General features: G+C 64.4%; 13 protein-coding genes. 7 read left to right on the top strand and 6 right to left on the bottom strand.

Annotation, left to right across the window (positions count from 1 at the left end; all coding sequences use genetic code 11):
- Positions 1–224 precede the first annotated feature (224 nt).
- The 3 genes from ED21_RS06740 to ED21_RS06730 are packed head-to-tail and all read right to left on the bottom strand — an operon-like array spanning position 225 to position 1657.
- On the bottom strand, positions 225–773 hold the full coding sequence (locus ED21_RS06740) for a DsrE family protein (RefSeq protein ID WP_034921837.1): 549 nt from the start codon (positions 771–773) through the stop codon (positions 225–227).
- 5 nt (positions 774–778) lie between these two features.
- Positions 779–1384 (bottom strand): Holliday junction branch migration protein RuvA, encoded by a 606-nt coding sequence (gene ruvA / locus ED21_RS06735; RefSeq protein ID WP_006833103.1) that lies wholly within the window; start codon positions 1382–1384, stop codon positions 779–781.
- Positions 1385–1399: 15 nt separating this feature from the next.
- Positions 1400–1657: a hypothetical protein gene (locus ED21_RS06730; RefSeq protein ID WP_006833102.1), complete on the bottom strand. Its 258-nt coding sequence runs from the start codon at positions 1655–1657 to the stop codon at positions 1400–1402.
- Between ED21_RS06730 and aroC the strand changes: the two genes are divergently transcribed.
- The 6 genes from aroC (at position 1656) to ED21_RS14675 (ending at position 9123) form a co-directional block, all read left to right on the top strand.
- Positions 1656–2723 (top strand): chorismate synthase, encoded by a 1068-nt coding sequence (gene aroC / locus ED21_RS06725; protein WP_006833101.1) that lies wholly within the window; start codon positions 1656–1658, stop codon positions 2721–2723. The two genes, ED21_RS06730 and aroC, sit on opposite strands and share 2 nt — an antisense overlap.
- Before the next feature lie 152 nt (positions 2724–2875).
- Positions 2876–3397 carry a septal ring lytic transglycosylase RlpA family protein gene (locus ED21_RS06720; RefSeq protein WP_006833100.1) on the top strand — a complete coding sequence of 174 codons (522 nt, stop codon included), beginning with the start codon at positions 2876–2878 and terminating at the stop codon, positions 3395–3397.
- A gap of 197 nt (positions 3398–3594) precedes the next feature.
- A complete protein-coding gene (ahpC, locus tag ED21_RS06715) occupies positions 3595–4161 on the top strand; it encodes an alkyl hydroperoxide reductase subunit C (protein WP_006833099.1) in 567 nt (188 codons plus the stop codon).
- A 173-nt stretch (positions 4162–4334) separates the two neighbouring features.
- Positions 4335–5924, top strand: a complete 1590-nt coding sequence (ahpF, locus tag ED21_RS06710) for an alkyl hydroperoxide reductase subunit F (protein ID WP_006833098.1) — start codon at positions 4335–4337, stop codon at positions 5922–5924.
- 203 nt (positions 5925–6127) lie between these two features.
- Positions 6128–8344 (top strand): catalase/peroxidase HPI, encoded by a 2217-nt coding sequence (gene katG, locus ED21_RS06705; RefSeq protein ID WP_006833097.1) that lies wholly within the window; start codon positions 6128–6130, stop codon positions 8342–8344.
- 164 nt (positions 8345–8508) lie between these two features.
- A complete protein-coding gene (locus tag ED21_RS14675) occupies positions 8509–9123 on the top strand; it encodes a Pr6Pr family membrane protein (RefSeq protein WP_006833096.1) in 615 nt (204 codons plus the stop codon).
- Here ED21_RS14675 and ED21_RS06695 read toward each other — a convergent pair.
- The 3 genes from ED21_RS06695 to ED21_RS06685 are packed head-to-tail and all read right to left on the bottom strand — an operon-like array spanning position 9104 to position 11527.
- Entirely contained in the window at positions 9104–9664 is a 561-nt protein-coding gene (locus ED21_RS06695) for a Smr/MutS family protein (protein ID WP_006833095.1), read from the bottom strand. The two genes, ED21_RS14675 and ED21_RS06695, sit on opposite strands and share 20 nt — an antisense overlap.
- Positions 9661–10845, bottom strand: a complete 1185-nt coding sequence (locus ED21_RS06690; protein WP_006833094.1) for a murein transglycosylase A — start codon at positions 10843–10845, stop codon at positions 9661–9663. Before ED21_RS06690 ends, ED21_RS06695 begins: the two co-directional genes overlap by 4 nt.
- A gap of 25 nt (positions 10846–10870) precedes the next feature.
- Positions 10871–11527 (bottom strand): Tim44/TimA family putative adaptor protein, encoded by a 657-nt coding sequence (locus tag ED21_RS06685; RefSeq protein WP_006833093.1) that lies wholly within the window; start codon positions 11525–11527, stop codon positions 10871–10873.
- 262 nt (positions 11528–11789) lie between these two features.
- Here ED21_RS06685 and secB point away from each other — a divergent pair, with 262 nt between their 5' ends.
- A complete protein-coding gene (secB, locus tag ED21_RS06680; RefSeq protein ID WP_006833092.1) occupies positions 11790–12323 on the top strand; it encodes a protein-export chaperone SecB in 534 nt (177 codons plus the stop codon).
- Positions 12324–12333: the final 10 nt, after the last annotated feature.

The raw sequence follows: 12333 nt of genomic DNA, 5'->3' as shown, positions 1-12333 counted from the left end.
CAGATAGGGATATCGACGTCCCCAAACGCGCTGGTACCAAGCTTCCCGTCCAAGCGCCGCCTTTTTCTGCGCACTCTTCTGCCTTCTCCATGTAGTCTACTACTCGAAACACTAGACCCCCGACAGCAACAAGCAGAAACAAGCCCAGACCGCCCCACAGCTTTATCGCTGGGTTGAGCTTGATGTCGCCCATTATCCCGCGAACGAAAATCACAGTCCCACCATCAGAACGGGTTCACCGTGTAGCCGCGTTGCTGGAGCCTGGCGTGGGCGGTCATGGCGGAGAGGTCCATCTCGACGCCCTCGATCAACTCGTCCCAGGTCACGCCATAGGCTGCCGCGCTTTGGCCGCAGACGATGAAGCGCACGCCCTGGTCGAGCATCGCGCGGACCATGGCAGCGCTGCCGTGATCGCCTTCAAGATCGTGCGCCGCCCAGCCCTCGGCCGAGAGCAAGTCGTGGACCGCCTTGCCATGCACCACCACGGCGACGCGGATGTTCTCTTCGGCCACGCCATGCCCGACATGCATGTTGATGAAGCGCGCCGCGCTCTCGAAGCCGCGGTTGCGGCTGCCGTCCTTGGCGGGTTCTGCGACGTCGAAACTGTGCGCAAGTTCGGCATCGGGCGCGAACATCTCGACGCCCTCGACCGGCGCATGAGGGCCGAAACCCTCGAATACCGGACCGGTTTTGAACGCACTCATGTCCTGCGCGCTCACCGCAGTCGCCAGCAGCGCCGCCGCTGCGCTCATCAGGCCAAGCTTCAATGCCATGCTTTTCATCCCGCTGCCCTCTTCAACGCGACGCGGATGAGGTCGCCCTCGCTCGCGCCTTCGCCCAGTTCGCCCTGCGCTGCCGCCACTGCGCGCGCAGCTACGGCGGGCTTGAAGCCGAGGTTCTCGAGCGCGCTCACAGCATCGGCACTCGCGCCGCCAGCGGGTGTGGCTGGAGCCGTTCCGCCCCCAACGCCGCCGCCCGGAAGCGCGCCCGCCTTGTCCTTCAACTCGTTGACGATCCGTCCGGCCAGCTTCGGCCCCACGCCTTGCGCGCGCGCCACCGTGGCGGCATCGCCGTTGGAGCAGGCCTGCTGCACCTCGCCGGTCGAGAGCGCGGAGAGGATCGCCAGTGCGACCTTGCTACCCACGCCCTGCACCTGCGTGAGCAGGCGGAACCAGTCGCGCTCGGCCGCTTCGGCGAAACCGAGCAGGCGCATGTCGTTCTCGGACACCTGCAGGTCGGTGTAGACGGTGCAGGCCTCGCCCTTCTCGCCCAGCTTGGAGAGCGTCTTGGTCGAGCAGTGGACGAGATAACCGACGCCCGAGACGTCGATCACCGCCCAGTCGGCGCCGGTTTCGTCGAGCAGGCCCTTCAGCTTTGCAATCATGAGTCTCTTTCTGCGCTACCGCTTGCGCTGCTTGAGCGCGTTTTGTTCCTGCCCCAACGCCGCGCGCTTGGCCAGTGTTGGATCGAAGTTGTGAACCACGGGGGCGGACCCGTCAGGCTGGAACACTTGGAACACGGTCCTGGGGAAGGAATCGCCGGAGCGGAAGCTTGGGGTCTGGTCATGGCGCCACCATGCCGCCTTCATGCCGGGTAGGAAAATCTTGGCGCGCGCTCCGCTCGACAGCGGGGCGCGATGCGCTAAGACACGGGGCATGAGCTGGAACACATTCGGACGCGTGCTTCGCTTCACTACCTGGGGCGAAAGCCATGGCCCCGCGATCGGCGCGGTGGTCGACGGGTGCCCGCCGGGCATCGCGCTGAGCGAGGCCGACATCCAGCCCTTCCTCGATGCACGCAAGCCGGGGCAGAACAAATTCACCACCCAGCGCAAGGAACCGGACGCGGTCCGCATCCTGTCGGGCGTGTTCAAGGGCGAAACGACCGGCACGCCGATCAGCCTGCTGATCGAAAACACGGACCAGCGATCGAAGGACTATTCGGAGATCGCCAACACCTATCGGCCCGGCCACGCCGACTACGCCTATGACGCGAAATACGGCTTTCGCGACTACCGCGGCGGTGGACGGTCGAGCGCGCGCGAAACGGCGATGCGCGTGGCGGCAGGCGCGGTGGCGCGCAAGGTGATCGGCGAGGTACGCATCCTCGCCTATGTCGCGGAAATTGGCGGCGACCGGATCGACCCGGCCAATTTCGACCGCGACGAAATCGCCCGCAATCCCTTCTGGTGCCCCGATGCGGAGGCCGCGAAACGCTGGGAAAAGCTGGTCGATGATGCCCGCAAGGCCGGCTCCTCGCTCGGCGCAGTGGTCGAATGCGTGGCGACGGGGGTTCCCCCTGGCTGGGGTGCTCCGGTCTATGCCAAGCTCGACAGCGACCTGGCGGGCGGCATGATGAGCATCAACGCCATTAAGGGCGTGGAGATCGGCGACGGCTTCGACGCGGCACGCCTGACCGGCGAACAGAACGCCGATGCCATGTCGCCCAGCGAGAACGGCCCCGAGTTCGCGGCCAACCACGCAGGCGGTATCGCAGGCGGGATCTCGACTGGCCAGCCGGTAGTTTGCCGCGTGGCCTTCAAGCCGACCAGCTCGATCCTCACCCCCGTCGCCAGCATCGACCGCGAAGGCAAGGCCACCGAAGTGCGCACCAAGGGCCGCCACGATCCCTGCGTCGGCATCCGCGGCACGCCGGTGGTCGAAGCGATGATGGCGCTGGTGCTGGCAGATCACAAACTGCTCCACCGGGCGCAGTGTGGGTGAATCGAACCCCGCCTTGGCTCGAAAGCCGTTGCCGCGGAACGACTTCGGAACATCGCGTTGCGTCAGCCGCTTTATTCAGCGTGAGTAGACCGCAAGAAACAACCGAACACACCCATTCAATGCCCTCCCGTCGTGAACGATTAAAGGCGTTCATGCGCTTGAAGGCGCAACGCAGGAACCTGGCTATCGGCCTTGGCGCTGTGACCGCGCTGGGCCTGGCCCTGGGCGGGGTCGCATTCAGCGAAAGCCAGTCGCCCGAAGTCGTGAGATTGGGCAAGGGCCTGGCGAGTGTCGATGCAAAGAAGGTAGCCGACATCGAACCGCGGACGACGATTGCAGAGCGGCCCACAACCGAACCCGAGCCCGCCGCCTCCGAAAGCCCGATGGCCGATGGAGAGGCCAGCTATTACGGTAGCGAACTGGCTGGAAACCTTACTGCCAGCGGGGAGGCGTTCGACCCTTCGCAGCTGACCGCTGCGCATCGCTTCTTGCCGCTTGGCAGCAAGGTCCGCGTAACAAACCCCCGCAGTGGTCAAGCAGTCGTCGTTCGCATCAATGACCGGGGCCCTTTCCACGGCAACCGCGTCATTGATCTCTCGACCGCTGCGGCCCGAAAGATCGGGCTGATCCGCTCCGGTACCGGACGTGTACGATTGGCACTTCTTCTCGACTGAGAACCACCCCGTCAACGATTTGCGCGAGGCAGCCTTGCTAAAAACGCAACCCTCCAGAGGCTTCGTTGCACTTTTCGAAAGTTCGATGCAGTTAATCGATTATTCCGATGCTCGCAATCGCAACATATCGCTTTTGTGCATCGCAACAGCCCCTATCTGAAGCCCATCAGTTTCAAACCCGATTAACGGAGAAAACCATGGGTATCATCGGAAGCACCATCAAGCCGTTCAACGCTACCGCCTTCCAGGCCGGCAAGGACTTTTTCGACGTCACCGACGAAGACGTGAAGGGCAAGTGGGCCGTCTTCTTCTTCTATCCGGCCGACTTCACCTTTGTCTGCCCGACCGAACTCGAAGACCTTGGCGAGCAGTACAACATGCTCCAGAAAATGGACGTCGAAGTCTACGCCGTGTCGACCGACACGCACTTCAGCCACAAGGCCTGGCACGACACCAGCGAGAAGATCGGCAAGCTGAACTTCCCCTTCCTCGGCGACCAGAACCACGTCCTTGCGCGCAATTTCGACGTGCTGCGTGAAGGCGCTGGCCTTGCCGATCGTGCGACCTTCGTTGTCGACCCGGACGGCGTGATCCAGATCATGGAACAGACCTGCGAAGGCGTCGGCCGCAACGCCAACGAACTCGCCCGCAAGATCAAGGCCGCCCAGTACGTCCGCGCCAACCCCGGCCAGGTCTGCCCGGCCGCGTGGGAAGAAGGCAGCGACACGCTGGCACCTTCGCTCGATCTCGTCGGCAAGATCTAAGCGGAAATCTCCCGTTAAGGTGGGCGCACATAGAGGCGCTCGCCTACAAGAGCCCGAGCCCATAACTTGGGTCGCTGGAAGGCCCGGGGCATCTCCCTCCCCCCCGCCCCGGGCCTTTTCCAACTCCCCTGATCTTCAAAACCCCGTCCGCAACCCACGCCCGGAGTCCGTCCATGCTCGATGCGAACCTTACCCAGCAGCTCAAGACCTACCTCACGAACCTGCGTGAGCCGGTCGAACTCGTCGCCTCGCTGGGCGATGACGACAAATCGCGGCAAACGCGTGAACTGCTCGAGGAAATTGCCGCGCTGCACGAGATGGTCAGCGCCAGCTTCGACGGCACCGACGAACGCAAGCCCAGCTTCGTCATCCGCCGCGCGAGCGATGCGGAAAAATGGATCCGGTTTGCCGGCCTGCCGATGGGCCACGAGTTCACTTCGCTGGTGCTCGCCCTGTTGTGGGCCGGCGGCCATCCGCCCAAGGTCGACGCCGACCTCCTCGAACAGGTTCGCGGGATCGAAGGCGATTTCCATTTCGAAATGTATTTCTCGCTTTCCTGCCACAACTGCCCCGATGTGGTGCAGGCGCTGACGCTGATGGCGCTGGAGAATCCGCGCATCACCGCGACGCTTATCGAGGGCGGCACCTATCAGGAAGAGGTCGAAAAGCGCGACGTCATGGCCGTGCCCGCAACCTTCCTCAACGGCGAGCCCTTCTACAACGGCAAGATGGAACTGGCCGAGATCCTCGCCAAGATCGACACCGGAGCGGACGCCAAGGCGGCCGAGAAACTGTCGGCCAAGGAGCCCTTCGAGGTGCTTATCGTTGGTGGCGGACCGGCAGGTGCGGCGTCCGGCATCTACACCGCGCGCAAGGGCTTTAGCACCGGCATCGCGGCCGAACGCTTCGGCGGACAGCTGCACGACACGCTCGGCATCGAGAACCTGCCCGGCACCGCCTATACCGAAGGCCCGAAACTGGCTGGCCAGCTCGAAAGCCAGGTCGGCGAGAACGAAATCGACCTGATGAACCTCGCCAAAGCCGTGAAGCTCGTTCCGGCTAAGGAAGAAGGCGGCCTGCACACAGTCGAGCTGGGCAATGGCGCAAGCCTCAAGGCCCGCAGCCTTATCCTTGCGACGGGTGCGCGCTGGCGCAACCTCGGCGTTCCGGGCGAGGCGGAATATCGCAACAAGGGCGTGGCCTATTGCCCGCACTGCGACGGCCCGCTGTTCAAGGGCAAGCGCATCGCAGTGATCGGCGGCGGCAATTCGGGTGTCGAGGCCGCGATCGACCTTGCCAAGATCGTCGGCCATGTGACGTTGATCGAATATGACGACAGGCTTCGCGCCGACGACGTGCTCCAGAAAAAGCTGCGGAGCATGAGCAATGTCGAAATCGTCACCAGCGGCCAGACTACCGAAATCACCGGCACGGACGGAAAGGTCGACGGCCTCGTGCTGAAGGATCGCACATCGGGCGATGAGCGCCGCATCGACCTGGAAGGCGTTTTCGTCCAGATCGGCCTGGTGCCCAACACCGAATGGCTCGAGGGCAGCGGTCTCGAACTGACCAGGTTCGGCGAGATTGTCACCGACGAGGAAGGCCGTACCAACCTGCCCGGCGTATTCGGCGCGGGCGACGTGACCGACGTGCCCTACAAGCAGATCGTGGTGGCGATGGGCGAAGGCTCCAAGGCCGGCCTCTCCGCCTTCGACTATCTGATCCGCACCGAACCGGTCGAGGATATCGCCGAAGCCGCCTGATCGGTCACCAACCGGACATGAAAGCGTCGTCATTCCAGCGGGATGGCGGCGCTTTTCGCATGGATGGCTCGCCGCACCGCAAAATCGCCTCAGCCAATCAATTTGACCCGTTTAATCGATTGGACGAATTACCGGGGGAGGTTCAGGGTCGCTTTCATTCTCGGACGGGAGACCGAGTCTTTATTTGAGAGGAGAGCGATTACATGGACGCCAAAACCGGAGATATCAGCGGCTGCCCCTTCACCGGAGACAGCGGCACACGCGACCTCTTCGGCCGCCGCAACCGCGACTGGTGGCCCGATCAGCTCGATCTCGAAATCCTTACCGAAGGCGGCCGCGCGGCCGATCCGATGGGCGAGGACTTCGATTATTGCGAGGCCTTCAACGCGCTCGATTACCAGGCGCTCAAAAAGGACCTCACCGACCTGATGACCGACAGCCAGGAGTGGTGGCCGGCAGACTACGGTCATTACGGCCCCTTCTTCATCCGCATGGCCTGGCACGCAGCCGGAACCTATCGCACCGGCGACGGGCGCGGCGGCGGCGGCAGTGGCCAGCAGCGCTTCGCCCCATTGAACAGCTGGCCCGATAATGGAAACCTCGACAAGGCGCGCCGCCTGTTGTGGCCGATCAAGCAGAAATACGGCAAGCATATCAGCTGGGCCGACCTTTTCATCCTCACCGGCAATGTCGCGATCGAGAGCATGGGCGGCCCCGTCTTCGGCTTCGGCGGCGGCCGCAAGGACGTGTTCGATCCCGAAACCGTCTATTGGGGGACGGAAGAAAAATGGGTCGATACGGGCGCCGAAACCCGCATCCATCCCGATGAGGGTCGCGCGCTCGAAAACCCGCTCGCCGCGATTCAGATGGGCCTCATCTACGTTAACCCCGAAGGACCGGGCGGCAACCCGCACGACGCCGAGGGCATGGCGCGCGACATGCGCGAGACCTTCGCCCGAATGGCCATGAACGATGAGGAAACCGTCGCGCTGACCGCGGGCGGGCACGCCTTCGGCAAGGCGCATGGCGCCAAGCCCTCGGACACGTTCAGCGGCGCTCCGGAAGGCGAAGGCCTCCATTCGATGGGCTTCGGCTGGCTGACCGACCCCGAGGAAATCGGCAAGGGCCACATCACGACTTCGGGCATCGAAGGCGCGTGGACCCCGAACCCGACGCAGTGGGGCGGCGACTACTTCCGCCTGCTGTTCAAATACGATTACGAGCTGGTCCAGTCGCCTGCGGGCGCGAACCAGTGGCAGCCGGTCAATCCGGACCCCGAGGACATGACGCCCGACGCGCGCGATCCGTCCAAGAAGGTCCCGACCATGATGACCACCGCCGACATGGCGCTGAAGCGCGACCCGGAATATCGCAAGATTTCCGAACGCTTCCGCGACGACCAGGCGGCGCTCGACGATGCTTTCGCCCGCGCATGGTTCAAGCTGTGCCACCGCGACATGGGTCCCAAGGTCCGCTACCTCGGCCCCGAAGTGCCCGAAGAAGACCTGATCTGGCAGGACCCCGTCCCCGCCGGTTCGCAGGTTTCGGACAGCGACCTGTCCGCCTTCAAGTCGAAGGTCCTCGACAGCGGCCTCGGCCTTGCGGCACTCGTCAAGGCGGCCTGGGCCTCGGCCTCGACCTATCGCAACTCGGACCATCGCGGCGGCGCCAATGGCGCGCATATCCGCTTCGACGAGATCAAGAACTGGAAGGTCAACGATCCCGAGGAATTGGGCCAGGTCCTCTCCAAGCTCGATGAAATCCGCGGCAGCATTTCGATGGCCGACGCCATCGTCATTGCCGGTTCGGCGGCAGTCGAGAAGGCGGCGAAGGACGCCGGTTTCGACATTTCCGTGCCCGTTACAACGGGTCGCGGCGATGCGAAGCGCGAGGACTTCGACGCCGAAAGCTGGGAGCCGCTGGAGCCCTTTGCCGACGGTTTCCGCAACTACCTCAAGACCAAGGCTTCGGTGAAGACCGAGGATATGCTGGTCGACCGTGCACACCTGCTCGGCCTCTCGATCCCCGAGATGACCGTGCTGGTCGGCGGCCTGCGCGCCATGGGTGCGGTGACCAAACACACCACCCACGGCGACCGTATTGGCGTGCTGACCGAGACGCTGGGCAAGCTCGACAACAGCTTCTTCAAAAACCTGCTCGCCATGGGCGTGATCTGGAAGGAGGTCGACGACAGCGGCGACGAGGAATTCGTCGGCACCTGCCGCAAGACCGGCAAGGAGCTGTGGCGCGCCACGCGCACCGACCTCGTCTTCGGCTCCAATTCGCGCCTGCGCGCAGTGGCGGAAGTCTATGCCGAGAACGGCAACGAAGAGAAGTTCGTGCGCGATTTCGTCAAGGCCTGGACCAAGGTCATGGACGCCGATCGCTTCGACCTGACTTACGCGAAGTACCACAAGTAAGGGGCCAATAGCCTTTTGGGCCGCACCAAGCCCCCCGGCAGCGATGTCGGGGGGCTTTTTCGTCGGCGGAAAATATCGTGGAGGCAGTGGCGTGGCAGGACGAACCCGTCGAATAGGCCTGCAGGCGTGCTGGCTTAATCGAGAGGGAACGTTAGGAGGCGGGAATGGACACCGCCTTCTCCCGCACCGCTCGCTTTTGCGCGGCGCTCGTTTCGCTCATCGCCATCGTCTCGCTGGTAGCGCAGTCGGTCGGTAATCTCGAACGCGACGGAACGATGCTGGCCGCGTGGAGCGCGATGCTGCGCTGGTTCACCATCTGGGGCAATGTCGCCGCGAGCGTGTTCTTCGGCTGGATCGCGCTTCGCGGGCGGATCGAGCCGCGCATCCTCTTTGCGCTCGCCGCAGCGCTGGTCATCATCGCGGCGGTCTACCACATCCTGCTGGCCTCCGCGCACGACCCGCAGGGCGCCGACTGGTGGACAAACCTCGCGCACCACACACTGGTGCCGGCAGGCGGTGTGCTGTGGTGGCTGGCCTATTCGCGCGATGGCCTAGCGGGATGGCGCTCGCTCCCCATCGTGATGCTGGTGCCGGTCGTCTACGGCGGCTTTGCGCTGGTGAACGGCGTGCTGACCGGGTTCTATCCCTATTTCTTCCTCGACGAGCCGAAGCTGGGACTCGGAATGGTGCTGCTCAACATGGTAGGGCTGGCATTCCTCTTCCTGTTCGTCGCGGCGTTATTGCTGGCGATCCGCAAGCTTATCCGCGCTCCCGCCTGAGCACGATGTAAAGCGCGCCATCGCCGCCGTGGCGGATATGGGCGCGGCGTACGGCGGCGATGGCCGCGTGGTGGCTCGAGGCTGCGAGCCAGTCGAGCACCTTGGCGCGGATAGCCCCGCGCTTGCTGCCGCGATCCGCCGGGTCGACAGGGCGCGGTTTGCCCGTCACCAGCAGGATCGTGCGTGCCCCCATGGCGCGGGCCTGTGCAACGCCGCTCATCAGCCGGTCATAGGCCGCATCGAGGCCGTGGCCGTGAAGGTCGAGCGTGACATCGGGCTGGATGCTGCCGGATTTCAGCTTCTTGTCCCAGGTGGAGTCGAGCGAGTTCTGCGGTGGACGCGGCGGCGGTGAAGGCCGCGCTGGGGCTGGTGCAGGCCGTGCCGCCACCTTCTTCGCGTTGGGCTGTGGCGCTGGCGGGAGCTTCACGACAGGCTTCGGCTTTTCCAAACGCAGGCCAGCCGGGTGCAAAGGCGCGACGGTTGCGGCAACCTTCTCCCAGGCCTCCGCCTCTTCCGTCGTGAGCCCCCGGGGCGCGGTCATTGCTTCAGGCGCGCGAGCGTCCCCTTGGGCAGCAGCAGGTATGCCCTGCCGCGGCTGCTCATGCCGCCCGCGATCTCGCGCGCATCCCTCCCGTTGCCCCAGAAAGTATCGAAGCGGTTCGCACCCTTGATTGCGCCGCCCGTGTCCTGCGCAATCCAGAGGCCGTCTGCGATGTCGGCCTCCATGTCGAGCCAGACCGGCGCGCCATAGGGCACGAATTTCGGATCGACCGCCACGCTGTCCTGCCGGAACACCGGCACTTCGAGCGAGCCGAGCGGCCCTTCGGTGTCGAGGGTGCGGAAGAAGATCCAGCTCTTGTTGAGGTTCATGATCTCGTCCGCGCGCGCCGGTTTGTCGCGCAGCCAACCCATGAGGCCCTGCATCGATGTCGGATAGTCCGTCCCGTCGCCGATCAGTCCCTGCTCTCGCATGGGCCGGCCGATGGCGACATATTCGCGGCCGTTCTGCCCGGCATAGCCGATGCGCATTACCTCGCCATCGGGCAAGCGAAGGAGGCCGCTGCCCTGGATCTGGAGGAAGAAGAACTCGATCGGATCGGCGGCCCAGGCGATGACCGGGACCTTGTCCTCCAGCGCCCCTGCGACGATTTCGGAACGCTCGTAATATTGCACGAACTCGCCGTTTTCGTTGTAGCGGCCGAGCGGCGGGCGGCCCGTGCGTTCATCCTCGGGCATATCGGCGGGCCAGGCGCGCTCGAGGTCAGTCGGCATGGCGTAGATCGGCACATCGTATCCCGGCGCGCGGGTGCGACTGCCGAGTATTTCCGGCTCGTAATAGCCGGTGGCAAAGGCGCTGCCGTCGCCCACCACGACGGTTTCGAACTGGCTCTTGAAGAAGGCGACAGGATCTCTCGACCAATTGGCGGCAGCGCCGCAGGGCGCCTGCCAGTCCACCCGGCGGGTCAGGCCGCTGGTATCCTCGCGATAGAGGATCTTGTCGCAGGATCGCTTGAAAGCTGCGAGCGCGGGGGCGGCGTCCCAACCGGCGAAAGGCATGGTGTCGATGGCCGGACCCGGCGACAACGTTGCGGCCAGCGCGGTATCGGCAGGGATCGGCTCGGGCGCTTCCACCGCGCCCGTGTCCATCGGCGGACGCGCGTCGGGAATGGAAGCGCATCCCGCGAGACTGAAGGCTGCAGCCAGCCCGGCGAGAATACGCATGCGTCCTCCGGTATCGGAAAAGGCGTCAGCCCTGATCGGTCTCGTCGAGCACCCAGTTCGGGTCCATCGCGTCGACATTGCGGGTGAAGGTCCAGATGTCGCGGCTTTCGACAGCGTCGTCGAGCGAGCCGGCGATGACATTCCCGTCCTTGTCCCGCGTGAGCGAGGCGATGTCCGACACGAAAAGCACCGAAATGCGCGCGGTGCGATTGTCCAGTTCGGCCGAATGAATCGTCGCATCCTCGATACGGACAAGACGGTTTTCCAGACTTTCACCGGCGGTATCGCGCGCGTCGATAGCGCCAGAGAAGCCCGCGTAGACATCGTCGTCCGTAAGATCGCGAAGCGTGTCCTTGTCACCCTTCCAGAAGGCTTCGAGAATCATGCCGTAAGCCGCCTTCGCCCCTTCGAGGAAAGCGAGCAGGTCGAATCGCGGATCGGCGCTGGCAATGGCGCGGATCGCGTTTTCGTTTGCCGACGAGGCGTTGTCGACGCTGCGTAGGCGCACGGACTCGCGCGCCGGGGCCGCCGGTCGCTCGGCCGCGGGCGGCACCGCATCGGGCGCGTCGAACCGGTGGCGCGCCGGTTCTTCCTCATGCTCGGAGCGTTCGCCGAGCACCGAATAGAGGCGCAGCCCGAGGAAGGCGGCGATGGCGGCGAGGATTACGATCTCGTAGATCACAGATACTTGTCCGTTCGAAGCTGTCTTTCCTGCCTACGCGCCACACGGCGAGGCAGTTCCATTCATACGTGCCCTAGATAGGTATGAATTACAAACGGGCAATGGCCGAGTACGCGCCGTTTGCGTCCGGTCGAAGCGAAGCGGGCGTGCCGCATTGCCCCGCGCGCACGGGGGTGCTAGGCGCGCGCCGAACCAGCCGGGCTGCCGAACGGGCGCATTCCGGCCTCTCCGATTCGATATTCGCGAAAGAAGTGATTTTCCCATGGCCGACGAAAACGACGTACTGACCGATCTCAACATGGACCCCGCAGCCGGTGCCAACGGCGCGGACAACCGCCCCACGGTCGGGGTGATCAACCAGTACATCAAGGACCTCTCGGTCGAGAACCCGAATGCGCCTGGCAGCTACCAGTGGCAGGAGCAGCCGCGTGTCGACGTGCAGGTCAACATCGCGGCCGACAAGGTGAATGACGAGATCCACGAGGTCGAACTCAAGCTGGTCGTGCGGGCCGATACCGACAAGGGCAATCTCTACCTGATCGAGCTGGCCTATTGCGGCCTCATCGGCATCCGCAACCTGCCCGACGAGCATGCCCACGCCTTCCTGTTCGCCGAAGCGCCGCGCCTGCTCTTCCCATTCGCACGCGCCATCGTTTCGGATGCCGTGCGCGACGCCGGCTTCCCGCCGCTGATGCTCGACCCGATGGATTTCGGCGCGCTTTACCAGCAGCAGCTTGCAGCCCGTGCGGCGCAGCAGGGCGAAGGCGCGCCTGCGGCACCGACCGGCGACGCCTGATCACAAGCGC

It is taken from the genome of Erythrobacter sp. SD-21, from assembly GCF_000181515.1.
Taxonomy (GTDB): Bacteria; Pseudomonadota; Alphaproteobacteria; order Sphingomonadales; family Sphingomonadaceae; genus Qipengyuania.
Note: the sequence above shows the minus strand (reverse complement) of the source record. Positions and strands in the feature narration are given on the sequence as shown.